The following is a 26,065-nucleotide window of genomic DNA, read 5'->3' on the forward strand; positions in this document are numbered from 1 at the left end:
GCACCTCAATATTGAGTACGTGAGTACAATTTAGTTTCATTTCAACCTGTAAGTTTTTGATAAATTAATTCTATTGACGTTAAGACAAATGCTTAATTCCTAATAAACTCAAAACCTTGCAGACCAGTAAATTTTTCTGTTTTTGAACTGTAAAAATATCAAAACATGGCTGTTCCTAGCCGCAACCATCATTTGGGGAGTCCCTCTTTTTATGGCATAATGGACTACTTGACGGATTATTCCGCTCCCCATTTTTTCAAACCGCAGAATCAACATCATACTGCGGTTTGTCCATTTCAGAATCAGATTTTTCAGACGGCCTATCATTCAAAAGGCCGTCTGAACAGAAAGCCACCATCATGAATCCTTTCTCTTCACTCGGTTTAGGCAGCGAATTGGTCTCTGCCCTCACCGATCAGGGTTATGAAAACCCGACGCCTATTCAAGCCGCAGCGATTCCTAAAGCCTTGGCAGGACACGATCTTTTGGCCGCAGCACAAACCGGCACAGGTAAAACCGCCGCCTTTATGCTGCCCAGCCTCGAACGTCTGAAACGCTACGCCACATCCAGCACCTCCCCTGCCATGCATCCTGTCCGCATGTTAGTATTGACCCCGACCCGCGAACTGGCCGATCAAATCGATCAAAACGTGCAGGCATACATTAAGAATCTTCCTTTACGCCATACCGTCCTCTTTGGCGGCGTCAATATGGACAAACAAACTGCCGACTTGCGCGCCGGTTGCGAAATCGTTGTCGCTACGGTTGGCCGACTGCTCGACCACGTTAAACAAAAAAACATCAATTTAAACAAAGTTGAAATCGTCGTACTCGACGAAGCCGACCGTATGCTTGATATGGGTTTTATCGACGATATCCGTAAAATCATGCAGATGTTGCCCAAACAGCGACAAACCCTGCTTTTCTCCGCCACTTTCTCACCGCCTATCCGCAAGCTTGCGCAAGATTTTATGCACACGCCCGAAATGGTTGAAGTGGCTGCGCAAAATACCACCAACGCCAATGTCGAGCAACACATCATTGCCGTTGATGCACTCAAAAAACGCAACCTGCTCGAACGTCTGATTGTTGATTTGCATATGAATCAAGTCATTGTATTCTGCAAAACCAAACAAAGCGTCGATCAAGTTACCCGAGACCTCGTTCGTCGCAACATTGCCGCGCAATCCATCCACGGAGACAAATCCCAACAAAGCCGACTGGAAACCCTCAACGCCTTTAAAGAAGGTACATTGCGCGTTTTGGTTGCCACCGACGTTGCCGCGCGCGGCTTGGATATTGCCGAGTTGCCTTTCGTCATCAACTACGAGCTGCCAACCCAACCTGAAGACTACGTCCACCGCATCGGACGTACCGGCCGGGCCGGTGCCGACGGCGTTGCCATTTCCTTAATGGATAAAACCGAACAGAAAATGTTTGAAGCCATTAAAGAGCTGATCGGCAGCGATTTGAATGTGGAACGCATCGAAGGCTTTGAGCCGCATTGGTGGGGCAATGACAATCAAGATGAAGCCGAAGCGCAACCGGTTCAGCACAACGATAGCCGCTCTCGTCGCGATGACAGAAACAAACGCAACGAATACGCGAATAAATCAGACAAAAACTCGAAAAAAGTAGAAGAGAAAAACGATCCGGGTATTGTCTGCGGTAAAATTGCCGGCAGAACACGCCGCAGCCGTCACGAGCGTCAGCCTTGCGCCCTGCTCCAACCTGGTTTTGGCGTAAAGTAAACAACACTGATTAATCGGTTTTCTGATTATTTATCCTAAGCAAAGGCCGTCTGAAACTTATCTTTCAGACGGCCTTTTATTGAACTAAAAATAAAAAGGACGTGATGAACACGCCCTTTATTTTTCCGTTTCAGACGGCCTTTATTATTTAAGGTCGTCTGAAAATCGGTTTACCTTGCTATATTAAACATTCACTTTCTCGGCTACTTCGTTGTAGCTGTCGATTTCATTGAAGTTCATGTAGCGGTAGATTTGGTCGCCCTGCTCATTGATGATGCCGATATTGGCTTGGTATTCTTCAACAGTCGGGATTTTACCCAGTTTGGAACAGATTGCCGCCAACTCAGCCGAGCCGAGGTAAACAAAGGTGTTTTTACCCAAGCGGTTCGGGAAGTTACGGGTAGAAGTGGACATGACGGTTGCGCCTTCGTGTACTTGCGCTTGGTTACCCATACACAATGAGCAACCCGGCATTTCCATACGCGCGCCTGCACGGCCGAGTACACCGTAGTGACCTTCGTCAGACAACTCTTTCGCATCCATTTTGGTCGGCGGTGCCATCCACAGACGTACCGGGATGTCGCTCTTGCCTTCCAAGAGTTTGGAGGCGGCGCGGAAGTGGCCGATGTTGGTCATACAAGAACCGATGAACACTTCGTCGATTTTGGTGCCGGAGCGTTCAGACATGAAGCACACGTCGTCAGGGTCGTTCGGGCAAGCAATAATCGGCTCTTTAATGTCGTCCATGTTGATTTCAATCACGGCGGCGTATTCGGCATCTTTATCCGCTTCGAGCAATTCAGGATTTGCCAACCATGCTTCCATGGCTTTGATACGGCGTTCCAAAGTGCGCGAATCTTGATAGCCGTCGGCAATCATGTTTTTCATCAACACAATATTAGATTTCATGTACTCGATAATCGGCTCTTTGTTGAGCTTCACGGTACAGCCTGCAGCAGAACGTTCGGCAGACGCGTCAGTCAATTCAAAGGCTTGTTCCACTTTCAAATCAGGCAGACCTTCGATTTCGAGGATGCGACCGGAGAAGATGTTTTTCTTACCGGCTTTGGCAACAGTCAGCAAACCTTGCTTAATCGCGTACAACGGAATTGCATTTACCAAATCGCGCAGGGTTACGCCCGGTTGCAGTTTGCCGCTGAAACGTACCAATACGGACTCAGGCATATCGAGCGGCATTACGCCTGTGGCTGCTGCGAAAGCAACCAAGCCCGAACCTGCAGGGAAAGAAATACCGATAGGGAAACGGGTGTGGCTGTCGCCGCCGGTACCGACTGTATCAGGCAACAGCAGACGGTTGAGCCATGAGTGAATCACGCCGTCACCCGGACGCAGGGATACACCGCCACGGGTCGAGATGAAGGCAGGCAATTCTTTATGGGTTCTGACATCGACAGGTTTCGGATAAGCGGCAGTGTGACAGAAAGACTGCATTACCATATCTGCTGAGAAGCCCAAGCAAGCTAAGTCTTTCAATTCATCGCGAGTCATCGGGCCGGTAGTGTCTTGCGAGCCGACAGTAGTCATGCGTGGTTCGCAGTAAGTACCCGGACGCACGCCTTTGCCTTCCGGCAGACCGCAGGCGCGACCAACCATTTTTTGGGCCAAGGTGAAACCGGCTTTGCTTTCAGCAGGCGCTTGAGGCAGACGGAATTCGGTAGAAGCAGGCAGTTTCAGTGCTTCGCGCGCTTTGGCAGTCAAACCGCGACCGATAATCAGGTTGATACGGCCACCGGCTTGCACTTCGTCCAGCAATACTTGAGATTTCAGGCTGAACTCGGCAACAGTTTCGCCGTTTTTCACGATTTTGCCTTCATAAGGCAGGATATCGACGACATCGCCCATTTTCAGAGCAGATACATCGACTTCAATCGGCAATGCGCCGGAGTCTTCTTGAGTGTTGAAGAAAATCGGCGCAATTTTGCCACCCAAGCAGACGCCGCCGAAGCGTTTGTTCGGTACGAACGGGATGTCTTCGCCGGTATGCCAAATGACGGAGTTTGTCGCGGATTTACGAGAAGAGCCGGTACCGACCACGTCACCGACATAGGCAACGGGATGGCCTTTGGCTTTGAGTTCTTCCAACAATTTAATCGGACCAACTTCACCCGGTTTGTCGGGATTGATACCGTCGCGCGGGTTTTTCAACATCGCCAGCGCGTGCAGAGGGATATCAGGACGGCTCCATGCATCAGGTGCAGGAGAGAGGTCGTCTGTATTGGTTTCGCCGTCGACTTTGAAGACGGTAACAGTGATTTTTTCTGGAACTTTGGCGCGAGAAGTGAACCATTCGGCATCTGCCCAAGATTGCAATACTTCTTGCGCGTATTTGTTGCCTTTTTCGGCTTTTTCTTGAACATCGTGGAAAGAGTCAAACATCAACAGAGTGTGTTTCAGACCATTTGCAGCGATAGGCGCAAGTTTGTCGTTATCCAAGAGTTCGATGAGTGCATGAATGTTGTAACCGCCAAGCATGGTACCCAACAGCTCGGTAGCATACTCAGGGGAAATCAGCGGACTGGATGCGCTGCCTTCGGCAACGGCAGCCAAAAATGAGGCTTTAACTTTGGCGGCATCGTCCACACCGGGTGGTACGCGGTGAGCCAACAGCTCAACCAAGAACTCACCTTCACCGGCAGGTGGATTTTTCAGCAGTTCAACCAAATCAGCAGTCTGCTGAGCAGTCAGAGGAAGGGGGGGAATACCAAGGGCGACGCGCTCGGCGGCGGCTTTACGATAGGCTTCTAACATCTCTTTGTTCCTTTTTCTGTTTTTTCTTCTGGGCAGTTGCAAATGATTTGCAATTAAAGATTGTAAACAATCCTTTTAAGCATCATAGACCAGTTTTCAAAAAATGGGAACAGTTATGTTGCTGAATGTAATAAATTTAAACTATTTTATTTAATGTGTTAATAGTTTAACCTATCTAAAGCCACCCTCTTCTATGCGTTTTAGCCAAACAGACGGGAAACTTCGGCTGATTTTTTACGGTACGGCAATATGATTTCAACGCGGAACAGGCCGTCTGATTGGATGTTTCTGATTTTCGCGTCGGTGTCATACATCAAAGTCAGGCGCTCTTTCAGATTACGCAGAGCCATAGAATTGCCTTTATGCGGCTTGGTATTTTCGTTAGGTTCTGTTCCGCACGGATTTTCGATACTGATGAAAATAGATGATTTTTCCAATTTTGTTAATACCGTAATTATCCCTGGACGGTGGATGGATTCGACACCGTGAAATACGGCATTTTCCAAAAGCGGTTGCAGCAGCAGATGCGGCGTTTCCGCATCATCAGGCGCATGATGCTGCCACATAACCTGTACACGCATATGTCCCATGCGGATTTGCTCGATGGCAATATATTCCTGCGCCCACTCGATTTCCTGCCCTAAGGTACTGTTTTGACTACCGTCGCGCAGTTGCGCGCGGAACAGGTTAGCCAAATTTTCCAACAAAGTTTCTGCGTCATACGGACGCAGACGGATTAAGCTGATGGCGGCATTCAGGCTGTTAAACAAGAAATGCGGACGGATACGCGCCGTCAACGCACTCAATCTGGCTTCGGAAATGGAAGGCGCAAGGCTGTTGCGACGGGCCGCTTCGATGTACATGAAACTGAAACAAAAAAAGGTCAGCAAGAAGAAGTGTTGAATCAGCGGCCAAATCTCCGTCTTCAAAATCACTAAATCGACAAACAAGAAAATCAGCAGGTTGGAGACGTAGGAAACCACGACACTATACTGCGAGCGAAGCAGGGACGGCGCAAATGCCTGTAAGAAATAGACTTTAAGTAAAATTAAAAGGATGACGGGACAAGCCCATGAAAAATGTTGGAAAATCTGTTCCGGATAAGGCACGCCCGATACCGTCATCAACGGAAAGATAAACAAACTGATTAACAAAACAATAAGCAGGCGCACCAAAGTCGCGGAATTGCGCAAATCCGGCACTGCGAAATTCTGGTTTATTTGACGTATAATAGACATGATTTCAACCGTTTTCTTTCATAATGTATAGACGGGTCTGCTATATTGAAGACGTAGACCCTGTTTTTTTATTTATATTTTAAGGATGCTGATATGAGCAAGGACAAAACCTGGTCAGGCCGTTTTAACGAACCTGTTTCCGAGCTGGTCAAAAAATATACCGGCTCGATTGATTTTGACAAACGACTGGCAGAATGGGACATCCAAGGCTCGCTGGCACATGCGCAAATGCTGACACAGTCGGGCGTTTTGAGCGAAGACGACCTCTCCGCCATCCGTCAGGGCATGGCCGAGATTATAGCAGAAATCAAAGAAGGAACGATTTCCTGGTCTCTGGATTTGGAAGATGTCCACATGAACATCGAACGCCGCCTCACCGACAAAATCGGCGATGCCGGCAAACGCCTGCACACCGGCCGCAGCCGCAACGACCAAGTCGCTACCGACATCCGCCTGTGGCTGCGCGATCAAATTACCGTTATTCAAAGCCTGATTCAAAACCTTCAGACGGCCTTAGTTGATTTGGCGGAACAAAACGCCGAAACCGTCATGCCCGGCTTTACCCACCTGCAAGTTGCCCAGCCGGTCAGTTTCGGGCATCACATGCTCGCCTATGTTGAAATGCTCGGCCGCGATTTCGAGCGCATGACCGACTGCCGTAAACGCGTCAACCGTATGCCGCTCGGCGCCGCCGCCCTTGCCGGTACTACCTACCCGATTCAACGCGAAATTACCGCCGAGCTGCTGGGCTTTGAACAAATCTGCCAAAACTCGCTCGATGCCGTGTCTGACCGCGATTTTGCCATTGAGTTCACGGCTGCCGCTTCTCTGATTATGGTTCATCTGAGCCGTCTTTCCGAAGAATTGATTTTGTGGATGAGCCCGCGTTTCGGCTTTATCGACATTGCCGACCGCTTCTGCACCGGCTCTTCCATCATGCCGCAAAAGAAAAACCCCGACGTACCCGAACTTGTGCGCGGTAAATCCGGTCGCGTGATTGGCCACCTGATCGGTCTGGTTACCCTGATGAAATCGCAACCTTTGGCATACAACAAAGATAATCAGGAAGACAAAGAGCCACTGTTTGACACTGCCGACACGCTTATCGACACCCTGCGCATTTACGCAGACATGATGCGCGGCGTGACCGTCAAACCCGACAATATGCGTGCCGCCGTAATGCAGGGTTTTGCAACGGCTACCGACTTGGCGGATTACTTGGTGAAAAAAGGCATGCCTTTCCGCGACAGCCACGAAGTCGTTGCCCAAGCCGTGCGCCATGCCGATGAAGCTGGCGTTGATTTGAGCGAATTGCCGCTTGAAGTCTTGCAAGGGTTCAGCGGTTTGATTGCCGACGACGTTTACAGCGTGCTGACACCCGAAGGCAGCTTAAACGCGCGCAACCACTTGGGCGGCACTGCGCCTGAACAAGTCCGTTTCCAAGTCAAACGCTGGCGTGAATTGTTGGCTTAACCCCATCTAAACACATAATAAAAGGCCGTCTGAAAATTTTCAGACGGCCTTTTGATTACCCGTGTTACACTCAATCTCACAATAAAAACAGATAAAACCTAAAATTACCTTCAAACGAGAAAACACGCCTCCTGACTTTGCCGCCCTATTCAAACGAAAGGAGCAAGGATGAAAAACATTGTCTTAAAATTGGTCATGATCTGCCTATGCTGCGGATGCTATGCCGTATTCGTCGCCTGGGAAAATGGCGGATTCAGCCAGCTCCATGATTTTCAAGCAATAGAGAGCAACGGTATGAGCGCATACCTTCATCAAACCTCCTCCGCAGCCATGCAGGCTGAAAAAAACGAGCTGTCGATTTTGCAAAACAACCAAAACAGCTTGGCCTCTTGCGTCGGCATTGAATCTTTATGCGAACACACCAAGCAGGGCATCTGGGTTGAACATGCCAAATTCTTACAACACAAAGACACGGGCAAATTATTGGTACTTTCGTTGGACTATCTAGAAAACAATGACACCGCAAAAACCCTACACAACCGCTATACCGCATCGCTCCTACCCCAAGCAGACAGAACGGAGGCGTGGCATTATGCCTGGCGTACATTTTTGAGCTCAATAATGTTTCTAATGGTCGTCAATCTGACGCCAATGATTTTTGACCTATTCGAAAAAAAGACAAGCGCAGCATAAAAACATGCCGTCTGAACACATTTTCAGACGGCATGTTTCATTATTAAAGCTTAACGCGGATGAACCATATCGGCAGGAACGACCAATTCGTCAAACTCTTCGCCTGTCAGCAAGCCCAATTCAATGGCGGTTTCGCGCAATGATTTGTCGTTTTTGTAGGCGGTTTTGGCAACTTTGGCGGCGTTTTCGTAGCCGATTTTACGGTTTAACGCAGTAACCAACATCAGGGAATGGTGCAGGAAATAGTCGATTTTTTCCGGTACGGGTTCGATGCCGACGGCGCAGTGTTCATTGAAGCTGTTGCACGCATCGCCCAAGAGGCGGATGGATTGCAAGAGGTTGTAAGCGATAACGGGCATATAGACGTTCAGCTCGAAATTGCCCGACGCGCCCGCCATGCCGATGGTAACGTCGTTGCCGAACACTTGGCAGCACACCATGGTCATTGCTTCGCATTGGGTCGGGTTGACTTTGCCCGGCATGATAGACGAACCTGGCTCGTTTTCGGGGATTTTGATTTCACCCAGACCGCAACGCGGGCCGCTTGCTAACCAGCGGATGTCATTGGCGATTTTGTTCAGGCTTGCCGCCAGCGTTTTTAATGCACCCGAAGCAGCAACGGCGGCATCGCGTCCGCCCAAGGCTTCAAATTTGTTCGGCGCGCTGACAAACGGCAAGCCGGACAATTCGGCGAGTTTGGCGGCGGCTTTTTCGGCGTATTCGGGATGGCTGTTCAAACCCGTGCCGACCGCCGTGCCGCCCAAAGCGAGTTCATACAAGTCTTTAAGTGCATCGTTCAGACGGCCTAAACCGTGATCAAGCTGGGAAACGTAGCCGGAAAACTCTTGTCCCAAAGTCAGCGGCGTTGCGTCTTGCAAATGTGTGCGGCCGATTTTGACGATAGGGGCGAAGGCTTGGGCTTTTTTGTCCAACGTATCGCGCAGGGCGCGGACGGCGGGAATGAGGTGGCGGTTGATTTCAATCGCGGCGGCGACATGGATGGCGGTCGGGAATGCGTCGTTGGTCGATTGCGCGTGGTTCACATGGTCGTTGGGATGAACGGGCTGATACGCCGCCAAACCCGTACCGGCGATTTCGTTGGCGCGGTTTGCCAGCACTTCGTTCATGTTCATATTGGACTGCGTGCCGGAGCCGGTCTGCCAAACCACTAAGGGGAACTGCCCGTCGAGCTTGCCGTTCAACACGTCGTCCGCCGCCTGCGTAATCAAATCCGCCTGCTCAGGCTTAATCCTGCCGAGGGAAACATTGGTGGCGGCTGCGGCTTTTTTCACCAGCGCCAAAGCATAAATCAACGGCTGCGGCAGGGTTTCGCCGCCGATTTTGAAATTGTTGCGGCTGCGCTGGGTCTGCGCGCCCCAATAGGCTTCGGATGGGACTTCGACATTGCCCATGGTGTCGTGTTCGGTACGGGTACTCATGCGTTTCTCCTACATTAAAATAGAAATAATAATGATTCGTAAAATTATTATAACCAGCAATAGGCCGTCTGAAAAGAGAGATATTTTTTCAGACGGCCTATCTGCTTTATAAACGGAAAACACAAACGCAAAATAAAACCCAAATACAAACCTCGCTAGCACTTTCTTCTTCTAAAAGTTTTTAGCCTATATCGGCTTCTGTTCAAGGCTAAAGCATTCCTTACCGACAATAAAGTTTTGTCGGCTTCAGACACTTTATCGTTTCTTTACTTTGCCTCTCTCTAAGAGCATAATAAATAAAAATGATTATCAGGATATAAACAATGAAACAAAACCATTTGATTTGCTTGTTAATGAGCAGTTTTGCCGCTGCAAACGGCTTTGCCGAAACCTTGGCAGACCCTGATGAAATCCAGCCTGTCAAAACCTTCTCGCCCCCCAAGCCGATTGCACCAACCGCCGCACAAGGCTATTTCCCCGAAAACCAATTCGACCGCACCGACCGCAGCGATCATTACTTTGTTACCGAAAACATAGACCAAGCCTTCCGTCCGCTGAAAGCAAACAGCGGCTTTTACGGCAAAAGTTTTTACAATTCCGTTACCGCGCAAGCGCGTGGGGCAAATGTGTACGGGGTAGCCAACCTCAATCACACCAAGGCCAACGGCTACAAAGACGGCGATGGCAATCAGACCGATTGGAAATACAGCCGTTTTAATCAAGCTTTGGTACTCGGTTTCGTGCCGTCTGAAAATCAGGAATACCGCCTCACCTACCTACACGACGACATCAACAACGACCGCCAGCCGCAGTTCGTCAACGATGCATTGGACACCGAACGCCACATCGCCAAACTCAATGCGCGTTGGGGCAATGCCGATTTGAGCAATACGGTCAGCGCAGAAGCAGGCGTCATCAAACTCAAACGCCATGCCGACAATTATTCCCTGCGCCCAAACAACACGCCGCAGCAAGTATTCGTAGAACTTGACCGCAAAGTGTACGACTTCTCGCTCAAACACGATGCGGATTTCGGCAAATTCCACAACACCGCCGCCGTCAGCTACCGCAACGACAGCCAAAACGGCGAGCGCAACGCCCATACCGCCATGCGCGACTTCCTCAACGGCTACCGTTTCGCCGATGTACACCTCGACCGATGGCGCATTGCCGATACCCTGTCTTACAAGTTTGACGACCAACACAAACTGGGCTTGGGCTTAAGCTACGAGCTCAACGAAGCGGACGTTCGCAAAAATACGGCGCAACCTGCCCATCCGATGAACCGCAATCTCGCCTTCGCCTCAGCGCAACAAATCTGGAAAACCCATTACGGCTACGACTTCGATGGTAAAGTGCGCCGTCATGCCTTTTCAAGCGAACTCAAATACGATTTCACACCGTCTGAAACGCAAAAATACAGCGTCTCCCTTGCTCACTTAGAACGAATCGGCGACAACACCGAACGCTTCAACTCGCTTGCCGCCATCGTGCAAAACCGCATGAACGGCGCGTTGATGAACCAAAATCCAGCCGCCGCTATCGCAGGCAATCCCCTGCTGAAAACCGAAAAACACAACCGCATCAAGCTGACCGCCGACAGCCGCAACGACTACTACAACGGCTACATGAACTCGTTGGCAGGCGCGGGCTGGAACGTGGGCGGCACGCTTGTGGCGGACAAAGTTAAAGACCTGATTATTTTTGACCGCGCACACGGACAAAGCGGCACGGCTTCCAAAGGCGGCGGCATCATCACACGCAACGTGGACGCGCGATTATTTACCGCGCAAGCCTACGCGCGTTACAACTTCAATCCGCATTGGGCGGCAGGTATCAAAGCCACCTACAACTACGGACACAACGAAACCGACGGCAGGCCGCTCTATCAAATCCGTCCGTTTGAAGCAGCCGTCCAAGCCGACTACAAAAACTACTTTGCCCACGGCAGCTACAACATCGGCGCGGCAGCACGCTTTGTCGCCAAACAAACGCGCGGCGATTTTGACGCGGCAAGCGGTCTGGGCATAGACAAACGCGAAGCCGCCAAAGGCTTTACCGTTGCCGACGTGTACGCAGGCGTAAACATCAAAGACAAATACGGCTTGCGTTTGGGCGTGAACAACGTGTTCAACAAAAAATACGCCGAACACATCAGCGGCGACCACGTCCTCGCCCTGTCACCCAGCGTAGTGTATGCACCGGGCAGGACATATTGGTTGAGTTTGCACGCGACGTTTTAAAATCAGGCCGTCTGAAAGAATGCCTACACTGGCTTATTAAGAATTAGGAGATAAAAAATGGATATGAAAAGACGTGATTTCTTAAAAATGACCGCCGCGCTGGCAGCAGCAGGCGTTTCGCCTTCATTGTTGGCTGCCGGTAAAGAACAATTTACCGTGTACGGCGCACCGGCAATGCCCAGCGTAACCATTGCCGTAGCGGCGTTGCAAGGCAAGCTGGCAAAACAGGCGGATGTATCGCTGAAAATCTGGCGTTCACCCGACCAGCTTCGCGCAGGCGTGGCGAGCGGACAATTTAAAGTGATGATGAGTCCGAGCAATGTCGGCGTAAACCTGCGCAACCAAGGGCAAAAAGTCGGCATGGTCAATATTTTGACCAACGGCATCACGCAGCTGATGTGCAAAGGCAGCGCGATTACCTCGCCGCAGGATTTGGTCGGCAAAAAAATCCTCGTGCCGTTTAAAAACGACATGCCCGACATCGTGCTGCAAGCCTTGTTGAAAAAACTGAAAATCGACGCGCACAAAGTCGGCATCACTTACACCGCCACGCCGCCCGAAGCAGTCGGACTGTTTTTGAGCAAAGACTACCACGCCGCCATCCTGCCCGAACCGATGGCAACAGCCAGCATGCTCAAAGGCAAAACCATGGGCGTAAACGTTGTGCGTGGTTTTGACTTAGTAAAAGCATGGGGACAGGCGTTTGACACCAAACCGCTCATTCCGATGGCGGGCATCATCGCCAACGAAGAATATTTCCACGCGCACAAAGCACAGTTCGACATCTTCCATCAGGATTTGAAAAACGCGCTCAACTGGATACTGGCCAACCGCCAAAGCGCGGCGAAAATCGGCAAAAACTATCTCCCCGCCCCCGAACCCGCCCTAGTCATGGGCTTGGACGGCGCGCGGCTGACGGTAACCAAAGGCAGCGAAGTGAAGAACGAGATTTTGAAGTTTTACGAAATCCTGATGCAGTTCAACCCAAAACTCTTGGGCGGCAAGCTGCCGGATAACGGATTTTTCTTGGCTTAAAATGGGAGAAAGGCCGTCTGAAAGTGTAGAATAGTTGTAAATATTCAATCTTCTATTTTCAGACGGCCTATTAAAATATAATTATCTGAATAGATTAGAGAAAATATTGATATAAAACTAAAAATCTTTATCCAAAATTAATAATACAGTATTATTGAGAGCACATATTAATAATATATGAGAATTTACCACAAAGCCCACTTTTTCTTATTAAATACACTAAAAATCAAAACTCATACCATAATCTTACCTAAAAAATCACACTCTAGTAACATCTATATCTCAATAGATATATAAAATTTATTTATAAATAATCGAACATTAACTTGAATAAGGAACACTTATATGACAAATAAAATTAAAGAAACAAATAAAATTAAAGAAATTAGCGAATTAGCTAAATTTTTAAAACAATTAGGATCCCCAGAGCCTGGGTATACTCGCTTTTTTAGGGGGCATCCAAAAAAATCATATATATTAAAACCAAGTATCTACAGAGAAGATCAAGAAAAAAGTCCTGGAAATCCTAAATATTTAATAGAAAATGAGGATAACATTATTAGGGATGCTTTAACCAATTGTCCTGATTCTTTTCATCAATCGGATACATTATTTGAAAAGTTAGTTAAATTACAACATTATGGATACTCTACGAGATTATTAGACTTAACCTCGAATATATTGGTAGCGTTATACTTTGCTACAGATAAAGATCCAGAAGAGGAAGGTGAAATAGTAGTTTTAGACATCCCAAACGATCAAATAAAATATGATGATAGTGATGTTGTATCAATTTTATCTGCAATCAGTTTGAGAAAGTCAGATTTCTCAATTGATCAAAATGATAGCATAGAAGAATTCAATAAAAAAAAGGATATTACTAGGCTTATTCATGACATTAGAGGAGATAAACCAGGTTTTCTAGCAGAGATAGACCCCACTGATTTAAATCGTGTTGTATGCGTTAAGGCAAAACTGAATAACCCAAGGATTATTCGGCAACAAGGTAGTTTTCTCATTTTTGGCATGGATGGTGAAAAATGTACTAGTTCTAAAGTACCTGAAGAATGGAAAAAAACTCTTCTAAATACGCCTATATATATCAATGGGGGAGATAAAGATAATATTCAGAAGGAGCTTAAATCATTTGGGATCAGTCATCAAAATCTATTTCCTGAATTAGACTCTCAGGCAAAAGATATCTTGGCTCAGTATTGTAAAAAAAAAGTATCTAAATCCAGTCAAGAGGAATCTCTATCATCCTAAAGAAATTAGTCCGTTGCATTCAGTCAAGATGTTCAGCATAACCCAGCCTTCCCTTTTCAGACGGCCTATTCTCTCCAAAATATAACTACCAAAAAACTAAACCATGATTAAAACCGATAAAATCCGTAAACCGCAGCCTGCGCTGTTTTACATCATCGACTACCTTTGGAGTGGCTTTGCCGGTCTGAGCGTGGCGATGGTGGTGGTGGCGTTGTGGGCGTGGGGCAGCGCCGTGTTCGGCGAGTTTATGTTGCCTGCGCCGGTGGAAGTGTTTCAAAAGTCGTTTGATTTATTGAAACATTTTCAGGAAAACGAAATCGGGATTTCGCTGTGGCGGTCGGTGGTGGGCATTTCGGTTGCGCTGGTAGCGGGATTGGCGGCGGGGCTGGTGGCGGGCAGTTTTAAGACGGCGATGGCGTTGCTCAAGCCTGTGATTACGATTTTGTTGGCGATGCCGCCGATTATTTGGGTAGTGATGGCTCTGTTTTGGTTCGGGTTCGGAAATCCGAGCGTGTTGTTTACCATTATTGTATTGGTTGCGCCGCTGACGTTTGCGAGTGCGGCGGTCGGGATGGCGAGCGTGAACAAGCAGCATGAGGAGTTGTTTGACGCTTATAAATTAGGCCGTCTGAAAAAAATCCGTTATCTGTATATCCCTCATCTGACGGGCTATGTGATTTCCAGCATCGGCGTGGCTGTGGCGATGGGGGTGAAGGTGGTGATTATGGCGGAACTCTTGGGCGCGAGCGAAGGCGTGGGCGCGCGGATTGCGGACGCAAGGGCGATGCTGGAGACTTCGACGGTGATGGCTTATGTGGTGCTGGTTATCGTGTTTGTGTCGCTGTTTGAATACCTGATTACCAAACCTTTGGAAATTTTGTTTATGCCGTGGAGAAGATGATGCTCTGTCTTGAAAACGTGCGTTTTGAAATTCTCCGCGACCCCATCGTGCGCGATTTCAGTTTGAACTTGCAACATGGTGAAGTGAAAGCCTTGTTCGGGCCGAGCGGCTGCGGCAAGACGACGGTTTTGCGGCTGATTGCGGGCTTGGAAACGCCAAAATCGGGCACGATACGCAATACTTTCCGCAAAACGGGTTTTCTGTTTCAGGAAAACCGCCTGCCGGGAAACTTGACCGCGATGCAGAATATCGCTATTTTTATGGACAAACCCGATGAAGGCGAAATCATCGCGCTGGCGGCGAAAGTCGGGCTGACTGCGGGCGATTTGAACAAATATCCGACCGAATTGTCCGGCGGCATGGCGAAACGGGTAGCATTTTTGCGCCTGCTGCTGTGCGGCTGCGACCTTGCCTTGCTGGACGAGCCGTTCGTCGGTTTGGACCGCGATTTGCGCGATATTTTGGTCGCCATGCTGGTGGAAAAAATCGAGCGGCAGGGCATGGCGTGTATGCTGGTAACGCACGACCGCTTCGAAGCCGCACGCCTGAGCCATGAAATCATGCTGCTTTCCACTAAGGGCATGAACGTGCAAAACGTGATTACCCTGCCTACGCCGCTGTCCGAACGCGATTCGGCTTTTGAAGAAGCCGTGGTGGCAAGAGAGTTTCAGGGGATTCATTATTATGAGTGATAGGAATTTAAATTTCTGACAAACCTTGCGGTTCGTTGCCCTCTCCCTAACCCTCTCCCACGGGGAAAGGGGATCAGGTTTCTCAAAATCAGAGAGCCGTAGAATTGAGAATCAAATGTCAGGTAAACCTGAAAATGTTCAGGCTCGACAGCCCAATTCCCTCTCCCCGTGGGAGAGGGCTAGGGAGAGGGTAAGCAAGCCGCAGGCTTGCCTCTTTAGCGAAAGATACGAATCTGTTATCCGAACGCGATTCGGTTTTTGAAAAAGCCGTGGTGCCAAGGGGGCAGGGGATTCATTATGAGGTGCTTTATGTTTTCGACTGTGATTACTGCTGCTGTTTTATATATTGCTACAGCAGTAGATTTGTTGGTAATACTATTAATATTTTTTGCTAGAGCAAATACTAGAAAAGAATATCGAGATATTTATATCGGACAATATTTAGGTTCTGTAATTTTAATATTAGTTAGTTTATTTCTAGCTTTTGTTTTGCATTATGTTCCGGAAAAATGGGTGTTGGGTTTATTAGGTTTAATACCGATTTACTTAGGTATTAAAGTTGCTATTTACGACGATTGTGAGGGCGAAAAAAGAGCTAAAAAAGAATTGGATGAAAAAGGGTTGTCAAAATTAGTCGGTATTGTTGCTTTGGTTACAGTTGCTAGTTGTGGTGCAGATAATATTGGACTTTTTGTTCCTTACTTTGTGACTTTAGATCTTGTCGACTTATTAGTTACTCTTCTTGTATTTTTAATATTGATTTTTGTTTTAGTATATACAGCACAAAGATTGGCTAATATTTCAGGTGTTGGTGAAATTGTAGAGAAGTTTAGTCGTTGGATAATGGCTGCTATTTATATTGGTTTAGGGTTATTTATTATTATTGAAAATAATACAATTCAAACAATAATATCAATGATATGAATGATACGGGCATTTGAGTATCTGACGAACCTTGCGGTTCGTTGCCCTCTCCCTAACCCTCTCCCACGGGGAGAGGGAATCAGGTTGCTGAAAATTAGAGGGCGCAGGATTGGGAATTAGATGGCAGGTAAACCTGAAAATGTTCGGGTTTGGCAGCTTAATCCCCTCTCCCCGTGGGAGAGGGCTAGGGAGAGGGCAAGCAAGCCGCAGGCTTGCCTCTTTGGCAAAAGATACGACCCTGTCCACCCAATAAATCCATATCCGAAAGCATCTTCATGCAGAATCAAGCCAAACCATGAATAAGTTTTTCACCCACCCCATGCGGCCGTTTTTCGTCGGTGCGGCGGTGCTTGCCATACTCGGCGCGTTGGTGTTTTTCATCAGCCCCGGTGCCGTCATTTTGCACCGCCAAATCTTCTTAGAACTCATGCTTCCTGCGGCATACGGCGGCTTCCTGACTGCCGCCATGCTCGAATGGACGGGTTATAAAGGCCGTCTGAAACCTGTCGCTACTTTGATGGCGGCATTACTGCTCGCCGCATCCGCCATACTGCCCTTTTCGCCGCAAACTGCCTCGTTTTTCGTTGCCGCCTATTGGCTGGTATTGCTGCTGTTTTGCGCCTGGCTGATTTGGCTCGACCGCAACACTGATAACTTCGCCCTCTTAATACTGCTTGCCGCGTTTACTATTTTTCAGACGGCCTACGCCGCAACTGGCGATTTGAACTTACTGCGCGCGCAAGTACATCTGAACATGGCAGCGGTCATGTTTGTATCCGTCCGCGTCAGTATTCTTTTAGGCGCGGAAGCCCTCAAAGAATGCCGTCTGAAAGACCCCGTATTCATCCCCAACGTCGTCTATAAAAACATCGCCATCACCTTCCTGCTCCTGCACGCCGCCGCCGAACTTTGGCTGCCGGCGCAAACCGCCGGTTTTACCGCGCTTGCCGTCGGCTTCATCCTGCTCGCCAAGCTGCGTGAACTTCACCATCACGAACTCCTGCGCAAACACTACGTCCGCACTTATTACCTGCTCCAGCTCTTTGCCGCCGCAGGCTATCTGTGGACAGGCGCGGCGAAACTGCAAAATCTACCCTCCTCCACCCCATTGCACCTGATTACCCTCGGCGGCATGATGGGTGGCGTGATGATGGTGTGGCTGACCGCCGGACTGTGGCACAGCGGCTTTACCAAACTCGACTACCCGAAACTCTGCCGCATTGCCGTTCCCTTGCTCTTTATGGCTGCCGTCTCGCGCGCTTTCTTGATGAATGTGAACCCGATATTTTTCATTACCGTTCCTGCGATTCTGACCATCGCCGTATTCATACTGTATCTTTTCACGTTTGTACCGATATTTCGGGAAAATGCGTTTACGGATGATCCGGAATAAAACAAAAGGCCGTCTGAAAATTTCAGACGGCCTTTGCTTTAAATAAATGCTTTATTTGTTGGCATTCAAATAAAGATTAATCAGGCGTGTAGTCGAGCTGTCGTGTTTTTGCACTTCGGTCTCGCCGGTCAATTCGGCAAGAATGGTTTTGGCCAACTGTTTGCCGAGCTCTACGCCCCATTGGTCAAAGCTGTTGATGCCCCAAATAATGCCTTGAACGAAGGTTTTGTGTTCGTACATGGCAATCAGGCTGCCCATATTGCGCGGGTTGATTTTGTCCATGAGGATGAGGTTGGTCGGACGGTTGCCGGAGAAGGTTTTGTGCGGAACCAGCTCTTCAATACGCGCTTCGTCCATGCCTTGTGCTTGAAGTTCGGCGCGTACTTCGTCAGGCGTTTTGCCGCGCATAAAGGCTTCGGCTTGGGCAAAAACGTTCGCCAGCAGGATTTCGTGGTGGCCGCGCAGGTTGCTGCGTTTTTCAAGGGAGGCAATCAGGTCAATCGGCGTAATGTGCGTACCTTGGTGCAGCAGTTGGAAGAATGCGTGCTGGCCGTTGATACCGGTTTCGCCCCAAATAATCGGCGAAGTTTCGTAACCGACAGCTTTACCGTCAAGGGTCACTTGTTTGCCGTTGCTCTCCATATCAAGCTGCTGGATAAATTTGGGCAGTCGGTGGAGGTGTTGGTCGTAAGGCGCGATAACGTGGCTGCCGCCGCCGTAGTAGTTGATGTACCAGATGCCGACGAGGGCGAGGATGACGGGGAGGTTGCGCTCGAGCGGGGTGTTGATGAAGTGTTGATCCATCAGGTGCGCGCCGTTGAGCATTTCGATGAAGTTTTCTTCACCGAGGTACAGCATAATCGGCAGGCCGATGGCCGACCACAGGCTGTAACGACCGCCGACCCAGTCCCAGAATTCAAACATATTGGCGGTATCGATACCGAATTCTGCAACGGCTTTTTGGTTGGTCGATACGGCAACGAAGTGTTTGGCTACGGCGCTTTCATCGCCTGCATGATCCAAGAACCATTTACGCGCGGTCAGGGCGTTGGTCAGGGTTTCTTGGGTGGTGAAGGTTTTGGAAGCAATGATGAACAGCGTGGTTTCAGGGTGGACTTTAGACAATACGTCGCGCAGTTGGGAGCCATCCACGTTAGAGACGAAGTGCATATTCAGGCGCGGATGACCGAAAGGCTTGAGCGCGGTACACATCATCAGAGGGCCGAGGTCGGAGCCGCCGATACCGATGTTGACGACGTCGGTAATGACTTGATTGGTATAGCCCAACCAGCTGCCGCTGCGGACTTCATGCGCGAACTCGCCCATGCGTTGCAGGACATGGTTGACCTTAGGCATGACATCCTCGCCATCCACGACGATGGGGGCGTTGGTGCGGTTGCGCAGGGCAACGTGGAGTACGGCACGGTTTTCTGTCGTATTGATTTTTTCGCCGTGGAACATTTGCTGCATCCGTTCCGGCACGCCTGCTTCACGCGCCAACTCGAACAAAAGCGACATGGTTTCGTCGTTGATACGGTTTTTAGAATAATCCAAAGTCAGGCCGCCAACCTGCAGCCAGTAGCGTTCGGCACGTTCGGGATCTTGTTCGAACATTTCGCGCATGTGTTGTTCTTTGGTTTCGTCAAAATGTATCCATAATTTTGACCAAGCTGGTAAATCGTGAAGGTGTTTCATCGGATGCTCTCCTGGATAGTGGACAGTTTTGTTGAGAAAACGGCCGTGAGGTCGTCTGAAACGGGAACGGGGTGGTTTCCGTTTTTTGAGGTTTCAGACGGCCTTGATGTGGGTTAAGGCCGTCTGAATATATCAGTGAAGAATCAATCTTTATCGTATTCGATGTGTTTGTTATGTATGCTTTTTTTACTTTTTTGCAGTTGCGTGCTGGCAGTGTCGCCCAAGCGCAAGGCCAAGCCGATGGCAAGAATGTCGATAACGGCCAGCTGCAGAAGACGGGACACCATAGGCGTATAAAGCTCGGCATTTTCCTGAGTGGCAATGCTCAATACGCAGTCGGCCATTTGAGCCAACGGCGAATCATTGCGGGTCAGCGCGATAACGGCTGCGCCGTTTTCTTTGGCAATACTGGCCGCGTCCAACAATTCGATGGATGAGCCGGTATTGGAAATCGCCACCAACACATCCTGCTCGGTCAATACGGAAGCCGCCATCAACTGGGTATGCGTATCGACATAGGCGACGGTGGACATACCGAAACGGAAGAATTTGTGTTGCGCATCTTGGGCAACGATGCCGGAGTTGCCGACACCATAAAACTCAACGCGTCGCGCGTGCATCAGAATAGCAATCGCGTTTTCCAGCTCGGACTCTTTCAGGAAGCGGCGCTCGCCCAAAAGGGAGGCTGCGGCATTGCCCAATACTTTTTCGACCACGCTGCTCATGTTGTCATCGGCGTTCAATTCTTCATGAACGTAAGGCATACCTTCATGACCGATGCTGGCAGACAACGCGAGTTTGAACTCAGGCAAGCCTTTGTAACCCAAACTGCGGCAGAAACGGATCACTGTCGGCTGACTGACGGATGCACGCTCGGCGATTTCCGCCACAGCGGCATGAACGAACCATTTTGGCTCGGCCAACGCAGATTCGGCAACTTTGCGTTCTGCGCCGGAGAGATTGGACAATGATTCGCTGATTTTGCTTAACATATACTCTACCCTTTGATTCTTTGACGTTCAGGACAAGGTACATTTTCGTACCTTGCCCTGTACCGCCGTTTGTGTGTTTAAACGTTATTTAAATGATTGTCTAATGCCGCCGCCGCGCCGACGATGCCCGGAAATTCGCTCAATACGACATACACGGGGATGGCGGCAAGATAAGCTTCAAAGCGGCCTTTGTTTTCAAAACGGCTGCGGAATGGAGACGTTTTAAAGTAATCCAACACGCGCGGGATAATCCCGCCGCACAAATACACGCCGCCGCGCGCGCCCAAAGTCAAAGCCAAATTGGAAGCGACCGTACCCAACATGGCGCAGAAAATATCCAAAGTCTGACGGCAAATCGGCGATGTTCCGCTCAATGCCTTATCGGTAATTTCAGAAGGCTTCAGACGGCATTGTTTGATGTTGTCGCGTTTGGCCAATGCTTCATAAATCAGGCTCAAACCTGCGCCGCTCAAGAAACGCTCGGCAGAAACATGACCGTATTTGTTTTTAGCGTATTGCCAAATCAACACTTCCATATCGTCAAACGGCGGGAAGCTGGTATGGCCGCCCTCGCCTGCCAACGCCACCCAACCGGCAGCGCTGTGCACTAAACCGCTGACACCCAAACCGGTACCTGGGCCGATAACGGCTTTAGGCGCAAATTCGATTGGTTTTTGACCGCCGATTTGTATCAAGTCTTTCTTATCGGTTTGTGTTACCGCCAAAGCTTGGGCGGTAAAGTCGTTTAACAGAATCAACGTTTCGAAACTCAAAGCCTGACGGGTGGTTTCGATGGAGAATGCCCAGTGGTGGTTGGTCATCTGCACCCAGTCGCCCAAAATCGGATTGGCAATCGCAAAGGCTGCGTGCAAAACTTTCGGGCTGCCTGCGCGTTCCAAATAAGTTTTGACGGCATCGACGATGGTGTCGTAATCCTTGCAAGGCAAGACTTCAGCCTTTTCAATGACCTGTGGTGCAGTTTCAAGTGCAAAACGGGCATTCGTACCGCCGATATCGGCGACCAAACGAGGATAAGCCTCAGTGTGCATAGTAGACATGGCAGTTAATTCCTTGGTGATTAAGAATCAGACTGGTCGGATATTCGGTGTCAGCCCTTGCAGCAGCCTTATCGAATACCGCTTTTTTCTCTGCGCCTTGAATGGCCAAAAATACATTCGGCGTTTTGGCAATCGCACCCAAAGTCATGCTCACACGCTCATACGGCGCGGTAACCGGCGTAGTATGAATCAATGTCGGGTCATCATCTTCATTGATTGCGGCCTGTAATTGAGGCGCTTGAGGGAACAACGACGCCGTATGCCCGTCTCCGCCCATGCCCAACACCAGCACATCAGGTTGCTTATAATGTTTCAATGCGTAAGCAACGACAACTTCAGGTTGTAATTCAGTTTCAGACTTTCCATCTTCAACAACAGGAATCCATGTGGCAACGGCCGCGTTATTTTTGAGTAGATATTCGCGTACCAAGCCTGTATTGCTGTCAGCATGCGTAGTCGGGACGATACGCTCGTCCACCAAAGTAATGCCGACATTTTGCCAATTTAAATCTTTTTGCGACAAAGCCTCGAAAAACGCAATCGGCGAACGACCGCCGGAAACGGCCAAAACCGCATGGCCTTTCTCATTCAACGCGGCTTGCAATGCGGCGGCAACAGCATCGGCGAGAGCTTGCGCGGCAGTTGCAGCGTTTTCTTGTTCGTGCCAAACAAACATGTTTCGTCCTTTCATGGTTTCAGACGGCCTTTTGTTGGAAAACAAGGCCGTCTGAAAGAAATATTATTGCTCTTCGTGCCACTTGTTGCCGTCACGGGCCAACAGCGCGCGCGCAGCTTCAGGACCCCAAGAATGGGCTTCGTAAGCATGTGGAGGCGTTGTATTGTTCGCCCAGTTTTCCAAAATCGGCATCACATATTCCCAAGCGGCTTCGAGTTCGTCACGACGGTTGAATAAAGCGAGTTTGCCGTTAATCACATCCAGCAGCAGACGCTCGTAAGCCTCGGCGCGGCGGCCCTCTAAGGCTGCGCCCAAGTCCACGCCAATCGGTGTAACTTCGACTTTGTTGCCTGCACCCGGAGTTTTCACTTGAGTGTAAAGGCGGACGGATTCGGTCGGTTGTAGTTCAATAACCAAACGATTCGGCGCAGGTTGGCTATTGTCAAAAATATGGTTTTGCAGCGGACGGAAATTCAACACGATTTCCGCCACTTTGCCTGCCATGCGTTTGCCGGTACGCAGGTAGAAAGGTACACCTTTCCAACGCTCATTTTCGATTTCGGCTTTGATGGCAACATAGGTTTCAGTAAAGCTGTCTTGCGGAACGTTGACTTCTTCTAGATAGCCGTTCATGCCGTTTGCTGCAACATATTGGCCGCGAATAACATTTTCGTTAACGGATTCAATAGTCAGCGGTTTCAGAGATTTGATGACTTTCACTTTCTCGTCGCGTACAGCATCGGCATCCAAGCTCGCCGGTACTTCCATCGCAGTCATACAAAGCATTTGCATCAAGTGGTTTTGCACCATATCGCGCAACGCGCCGGTAATGTCGTAAAACTCGCCGCGTTCTTCCACACCCAATTGCTCGGCGATGGTCAGCTGTACGCTTTCAATATATTTGTTGTTCCACAAAGGCTCGAACATCACATTGGCAAAACGTAAGGCCAGCAGGTTTTGCAGGCTTTCTTTACCTAAATAATGATCGATACGATAGATTTGTTCTTCTTTGAAATAACGGGCCACATCTGTATTGATCTGTTGGGAAGAGGCCAAGTCCGTACCTAACGGTTTTTCCAAAACCACGCGCACGTTATCGGCATTCAAACCGATTTCGGCAAGGTTTTCACAGGCTTGTGCAAAGAATTTCGGCGCAGTTGAGAGGTAGATCACGACATTTTCAGTATTCTTGCGTGCTTTTACCAAGTCGCCCAAGGCAATGAAATCGCCTTTCTCTGTAACATCGACTTTTAAATACTCGATACGTTGGATAAACGATGCCCATGCTTCATCTGAGAAGTTTTGTTTGACATGGATTTTAGAATTCGTTTCTACTTTAGCCAAAAAGCCGGCGGTATCCAATTCGCTGCGGCTTACGCCCAAAATACGACCTTCGGGATGAAGCAAACCGGCTACATGCGCCTGATACAGGCAAGGCAAAAGTTTACGCATTGCCAAATCGCCGGTCGCGCCAAACAACACCAAATCAAAATTTGTCTGTGTACTCATCGTTTCATCTCTCGTTGAGGAAGCTTGCTTCAAAACTTTTGGACTGTCGTCATCCATAAAAATCAATTAAAATCAAAAGCCTTTAAGCAATAAGCAGTAAAAAACCAATCGCCTGCACCAAAATTTCAAACAAGCGGGCTAGTGAGTAGTAATACTACACATGGCTACAGATTTTGTCCATTCTCATTTTTACAAATTGTTTGATTTAACATAAAAGTTTGATGACTTTTGCAGCCCACCATTTTACGAATTGACCATACCTCGATTTAAATCAAATTTCTTCCACTTAGCGAATTATTTTGTAACAAAATTACAGAATTTGTACTATAATACGCAGACGCTTCGAAGAGAAATCTTCAACATTTCAGACGGCACTCATTATTTATTCCCACAGCTCCAGGCCGTCTGAAAAAACACCCAATACAAAAATCAGAAACGCGCAAACAAAATCCCTATCATATCGTTTTGCCAGGAGACAGCACATGAACCCCACTCCTATTCACCCTAAACTCGCCGAGATTACCGAGCGCATCATCGAGCGCAGCCGCCCGACGCGTGAAAAATATCTGGCGAAAATCCGCAGTGCCAAACAGATGGGACGCTTAGAGCGCAACCAACTCGGCTGCAGCAACTTGGCGCACGGCTATGCCGCCATGCCCAAAAGCATCAAAATCGAAATGCTTCAGGATACCGTCCCCAACTTAGGCATCATTACCGCCTACAACGACATGGTTTCCGCACACCAGCCGTTTAAAGACTTCCCTGATCAAATCAAAGACGAAGCGCAGAAAAACGGTGCGACCGCACAAGTTGCCGGCGGCACACCCGCCATGTGCGACGGTATTACCCAAGGCTATGCCGGTATGGAATTGTCGCTGTTCTCCCGCGACGTGATTGCCATGAGTACCGCTATCGGTCTGTCTCATCAAATGTTTGACGGCAGCCTGTTTATGGGCGTATGCGACAAAATCGTTCCGGGCTTGATGATCGGCGCTTTGTCTTTCGGCCATATTCCAGGCATCTTCGTTCCGGCAGGCCCAATGTCCAGCGGTATCGGCAATAAAGAAAAAGCCCGTACCCGCCAACTTTTCGCAGAAGGTAAAGTCGGCCGCGATGCCTTACTTGAAAGCGAAATGGGCTCTTACCACAGCCCGGGTACTTGTACTTTCTACGGTACCGCCAACTCCAACCAAATGATGATGGAAATGATGGGCGTGCACCTGCCTGCCGCCGCCTTCGTCCACCCTTACACCGACCTGCGCGAAGCCCTGACCCGCTACGCTGCCGGACACCTCGCACGTGGCATTAAAAACGGCACCATCAAACCTTTGGGTGAAATGTTGACCGAAAAATCCTTCATCAACGCCCTGATCGGCCTAATGGCGACCGGCGGTTCGACCAACCACACCATGCACCTCGTTGCCATGGCGCGCGCCGCAGGCGTGATTTTGAACTGGGACGACTTCGACGAAATTTCCTCCATCATCCCATTGCTGATCCGTGTGTATCCAAACGGCAAAGCCGACGTGAACCACTTTACCGCGGCCGGCGGCCTGCCTTTCGTCATCCGCGAATTGTTGGACGCAGGCCTGTTGCACGACGATGTCGATACCGTCGTCGGACACGGTATGCGCCACTACACCAAAGAGCCTTTCCTCATCGACGGCAAACTTGAATGGCGTGAAGCCCCTGAAACCAGCGGCAATGAAGACATCTTGCGTAAAGCCGACAACCCGTTCTCCCCAGATGGCGGTCTGCGCCTGATGAAAGGCAACATCGGACGCGGCGTGATTAAAGTGTCCGCCGTGCGCGAAGGCTGCCGCATTATCGAAGCGCCCGCCATCGTGTTCAACGACCAACGCGAAGTGTTGGCTGCGTTTGAGCGCGGCGAGTTGGAACGCGATTTCGTCTGCGTCGTCCGCTACCAAGGCCCACGCGCCAACGGTATGCCCGAATTGCACAAACTGACTCCTCCTTTGGGCATTCTGCAAGACCGCGGCTTCAAAGTGGCGCTGCTGACCGACGGCCGTATGTCCGGCGCATCCGGCAAAGTTCCGGCTTCCATCCACATGACCCCTGAAGCCCTGATGGGCGGCAACATCGCCAAAATCCGTACCGGCGACCTGATCCGCTTCGACTCCGTTACCGGCGAACTCAACGTCCTGATCAACGAAGCCGAATGGAACGCCCGCAAAGTCGAACGTATCGACTTGAGCGCCAACCAACAAGGCTGCGGCCGCGAACTCTTCGCCAACTTCCGCAGCATGACCAGCAGCGCAGAAACCGGTGCCATGAGCTTCGGCGGCGAATTCGCCTAA

19 protein-coding genes are annotated in these 26,065 nt (G+C 49.4%); 11 read left to right on the forward strand and 8 right to left on the reverse strand.

Going from position 1 to position 26,065, the window contains the following annotated elements:
- The first annotated feature begins 356 nt into the window (after nt 1-356).
- Nucleotides 357-1,751: a DEAD/DEAH box helicase gene (locus ACTHSX_RS01600; RefSeq protein ID WP_440376683.1), complete on the forward strand. Its 1,395-nt coding sequence runs from the start codon at nt 357-359 to the stop codon at nt 1,749-1,751.
- 183 nt (nt 1,752-1,934) lie between these two features.
- On the opposite strand, the gene acnB is transcribed toward ACTHSX_RS01600, so the two are convergent.
- Both acnB and ACTHSX_RS01610 read right to left on the reverse strand, forming a co-directional pair.
- Nucleotides 1,935-4,520 carry a bifunctional aconitate hydratase 2/2-methylisocitrate dehydratase gene (gene acnB, locus ACTHSX_RS01605; RefSeq protein WP_440376502.1) on the reverse strand — a complete coding sequence of 862 codons (2,586 nt, stop codon included), beginning with the start codon at nt 4,518-4,520 and terminating at the stop codon, nt 1,935-1,937.
- Nucleotides 4,521-4,720: 200 nt separating this feature from the next.
- A complete protein-coding gene (locus tag ACTHSX_RS01610) occupies nt 4,721-5,758 on the reverse strand; it encodes a sensor histidine kinase (RefSeq protein WP_049331614.1) in 1,038 nt (345 codons plus the stop codon).
- 93 nt (nt 5,759-5,851) lie between these two features.
- Here ACTHSX_RS01610 and argH point away from each other — a divergent pair, with 93 nt between their 5' ends.
- On the forward strand, nt 5,852-7,231 hold the full coding sequence (gene argH / locus ACTHSX_RS01615) for an argininosuccinate lyase (RefSeq protein ID WP_049331616.1): 1,380 nt from the start codon (nt 5,852-5,854) through the stop codon (nt 7,229-7,231).
- Between the two features lie 168 nt (nt 7,232-7,399).
- Nucleotides 7,400-7,924 (forward strand): hypothetical protein, encoded by a 525-nt coding sequence (locus tag ACTHSX_RS01620; RefSeq protein ID WP_440376501.1) that lies wholly within the window; start codon nt 7,400-7,402, stop codon nt 7,922-7,924.
- A gap of 50 nt (nt 7,925-7,974) precedes the next feature.
- Here ACTHSX_RS01620 and fumC read toward each other — a convergent pair whose 3' ends face one another.
- Entirely contained in the window at nt 7,975-9,363 is a 1,389-nt protein-coding gene (gene fumC / locus ACTHSX_RS01625) for a class II fumarate hydratase (RefSeq protein ID WP_070607969.1), read from the reverse strand.
- Nucleotides 9,364-9,686: 323 nt separating this feature from the next.
- Between fumC and ACTHSX_RS01630 the strand changes: the two genes are divergently transcribed.
- The 7 genes from ACTHSX_RS01630 (at nt 9,687) to ACTHSX_RS01660 (ending at nt 17,817) form a co-directional block, all read left to right on the forward strand.
- The gene (locus ACTHSX_RS01630; protein ID WP_440376500.1) at nt 9,687-11,606 is read left to right on the forward strand and encodes a TonB-dependent receptor; all 1,920 of its coding nucleotides are present in this window, start codon (nt 9,687-9,689) and stop codon (nt 11,604-11,606) included.
- A gap of 57 nt (nt 11,607-11,663) precedes the next feature.
- Nucleotides 11,664-12,641 (forward strand): ABC transporter substrate-binding protein, encoded by a 978-nt coding sequence (locus ACTHSX_RS01635; protein WP_440373445.1) that lies wholly within the window; start codon nt 11,664-11,666, stop codon nt 12,639-12,641.
- A 345-nt stretch (nt 12,642-12,986) separates the two neighbouring features.
- Nucleotides 12,987-13,907: an FRG domain-containing protein gene (locus ACTHSX_RS01640; protein WP_440376499.1), complete on the forward strand. Its 921-nt coding sequence runs from the start codon at nt 12,987-12,989 to the stop codon at nt 13,905-13,907.
- Between the two features lie 103 nt (nt 13,908-14,010).
- Nucleotides 14,011-14,808 carry an ABC transporter permease gene (locus tag ACTHSX_RS01645; protein ID WP_440376498.1) on the forward strand — a complete coding sequence of 266 codons (798 nt, stop codon included), beginning with the start codon at nt 14,011-14,013 and terminating at the stop codon, nt 14,806-14,808.
- Nucleotides 14,808-15,500, forward strand: coding sequence for an ATP-binding cassette domain-containing protein (locus tag ACTHSX_RS01650; RefSeq protein ID WP_009310824.1), 693 nt, complete (start codon nt 14,808-14,810; stop codon nt 15,498-15,500). The genes ACTHSX_RS01645 and ACTHSX_RS01650 overlap by 1 nt, the downstream gene beginning before the upstream one ends.
- A 309-nt stretch (nt 15,501-15,809) precedes the next feature.
- On the forward strand, nt 15,810-16,424 hold the full coding sequence (locus tag ACTHSX_RS01655) for a CadD family cadmium resistance transporter (RefSeq protein WP_223168748.1): 615 nt from the start codon (nt 15,810-15,812) through the stop codon (nt 16,422-16,424).
- 295 nt (nt 16,425-16,719) lie between these two features.
- On the forward strand, nt 16,720-17,817 hold the full coding sequence (locus ACTHSX_RS01660) for an NnrS family protein (protein WP_440376497.1): 1,098 nt from the start codon (nt 16,720-16,722) through the stop codon (nt 17,815-17,817).
- A gap of 51 nt (nt 17,818-17,868) precedes the next feature.
- On the opposite strand, the gene pgi is transcribed toward ACTHSX_RS01660, so the two are convergent.
- From pgi to zwf, 5 genes are all read right to left on the reverse strand, one after another.
- Nucleotides 17,869-19,512 carry a glucose-6-phosphate isomerase gene (pgi, locus tag ACTHSX_RS01665; RefSeq protein WP_440376496.1) on the reverse strand — a complete coding sequence of 548 codons (1,644 nt, stop codon included), beginning with the start codon at nt 19,510-19,512 and terminating at the stop codon, nt 17,869-17,871.
- Between the two features lie 143 nt (nt 19,513-19,655).
- Nucleotides 19,656-20,504: a DNA-binding transcriptional regulator HexR gene (gene hexR, locus ACTHSX_RS01670; protein WP_049352085.1), complete on the reverse strand. Its 849-nt coding sequence runs from the start codon at nt 20,502-20,504 to the stop codon at nt 19,656-19,658.
- Nucleotides 20,505-20,581: 77 nt separating this feature from the next.
- On the reverse strand, nt 20,582-21,562 hold the full coding sequence (locus ACTHSX_RS01675; RefSeq protein ID WP_293214066.1) for a glucokinase: 981 nt from the start codon (nt 21,560-21,562) through the stop codon (nt 20,582-20,584).
- Nucleotides 21,543-22,238, reverse strand: a complete 696-nt coding sequence (gene pgl / locus ACTHSX_RS01680) for a 6-phosphogluconolactonase (protein ID WP_440376495.1) — start codon at nt 22,236-22,238, stop codon at nt 21,543-21,545. Before pgl ends, ACTHSX_RS01675 begins: the two co-directional genes overlap by 20 nt.
- 63 nt (nt 22,239-22,301) lie before the next feature.
- On the reverse strand, nt 22,302-23,747 hold the full coding sequence (gene zwf / locus ACTHSX_RS01685; RefSeq protein ID WP_440376494.1) for a glucose-6-phosphate dehydrogenase: 1,446 nt from the start codon (nt 23,745-23,747) through the stop codon (nt 22,302-22,304).
- A 482-nt stretch (nt 23,748-24,229) separates the two neighbouring features.
- On the opposite strand from zwf, the gene edd reads away from it, so the two are divergent.
- Complete coding sequence (gene edd, locus ACTHSX_RS01690) at nt 24,230-26,065, forward strand: phosphogluconate dehydratase (RefSeq protein WP_440376493.1); 1,836 nt, start codon at nt 24,230-24,232, stop codon at nt 26,063-26,065.

The organism is Neisseria sp. P0014.S002, from assembly GCF_051958295.1.
GTDB classification, from domain to species: Bacteria; Pseudomonadota; Gammaproteobacteria; order Burkholderiales; family Neisseriaceae; genus Neisseria; species Neisseria flavescens_B.

What these genes read in the sequence shown, in the direction of transcription:
- ACTHSX_RS01650 (WP_009310824.1), top strand. Translation starts at nt 14,808, where the DNA reads ATGCTCTGTCTTGAAAACGTGCGTTTTGAAATTCTCCGCGACCCCATC.
- ACTHSX_RS01640 (WP_440376499.1), top strand. Translation starts at nt 12,987, where the DNA reads ATGACAAATAAAATTAAAGAAACAAATAAAATTAAAGAAATTAGCGAA.
- ACTHSX_RS01645 (WP_440376498.1), top strand. Translation starts at nt 14,011, where the DNA reads ATGATTAAAACCGATAAAATCCGTAAACCGCAGCCTGCGCTGTTTTAC.
- ACTHSX_RS01635 (WP_440373445.1), top strand. Translation starts at nt 11,664, where the DNA reads ATGGATATGAAAAGACGTGATTTCTTAAAAATGACCGCCGCGCTGGCA.
- ACTHSX_RS01660 (WP_440376497.1), top strand. Translation starts at nt 16,720, where the DNA reads ATGAATAAGTTTTTCACCCACCCCATGCGGCCGTTTTTCGTCGGTGCG.
- ACTHSX_RS01675 (WP_293214066.1), bottom strand. Translation starts at nt 21,562, where the DNA reads ATGTCTACTATGCACACTGAGGCTTATCCTCGTTTGGTCGCCGATATC.
- hexR (WP_049352085.1), bottom strand. Translation starts at nt 20,504, where the DNA reads ATGTTAAGCAAAATCAGCGAATCATTGTCCAATCTCTCCGGCGCAGAA.
- ACTHSX_RS01610 (WP_049331614.1), bottom strand. Translation starts at nt 5,758, where the DNA reads ATGTCTATTATACGTCAAATAAACCAGAATTTCGCAGTGCCGGATTTG.
- acnB (WP_440376502.1), bottom strand. Translation starts at nt 4,520, where the DNA reads ATGTTAGAAGCCTATCGTAAAGCCGCCGCCGAGCGCGTCGCCCTTGGT.
- zwf (WP_440376494.1), bottom strand. Translation starts at nt 23,747, where the DNA reads ATGAGTACACAGACAAATTTTGATTTGGTGTTGTTTGGCGCGACCGGC.
- pgi (WP_440376496.1), bottom strand. Translation starts at nt 19,512, where the DNA reads ATGAAACACCTTCACGATTTACCAGCTTGGTCAAAATTATGGATACAT.
- argH (WP_049331616.1), top strand. Translation starts at nt 5,852, where the DNA reads ATGAGCAAGGACAAAACCTGGTCAGGCCGTTTTAACGAACCTGTTTCC.
- fumC (WP_070607969.1), bottom strand. Translation starts at nt 9,363, where the DNA reads ATGAGTACCCGTACCGAACACGACACCATGGGCAATGTCGAAGTCCCA.
- ACTHSX_RS01620 (WP_440376501.1), top strand. Translation starts at nt 7,400, where the DNA reads ATGAAAAACATTGTCTTAAAATTGGTCATGATCTGCCTATGCTGCGGA.
- edd (WP_440376493.1), top strand. Translation starts at nt 24,230, where the DNA reads ATGAACCCCACTCCTATTCACCCTAAACTCGCCGAGATTACCGAGCGC.
- pgl (WP_440376495.1), bottom strand. Translation starts at nt 22,238, where the DNA reads ATGTTTGTTTGGCACGAACAAGAAAACGCTGCAACTGCCGCGCAAGCT.
- ACTHSX_RS01655 (WP_223168748.1), top strand. Translation starts at nt 15,810, where the DNA reads ATGTTTTCGACTGTGATTACTGCTGCTGTTTTATATATTGCTACAGCA.
- ACTHSX_RS01630 (WP_440376500.1), top strand. Translation starts at nt 9,687, where the DNA reads ATGAAACAAAACCATTTGATTTGCTTGTTAATGAGCAGTTTTGCCGCT.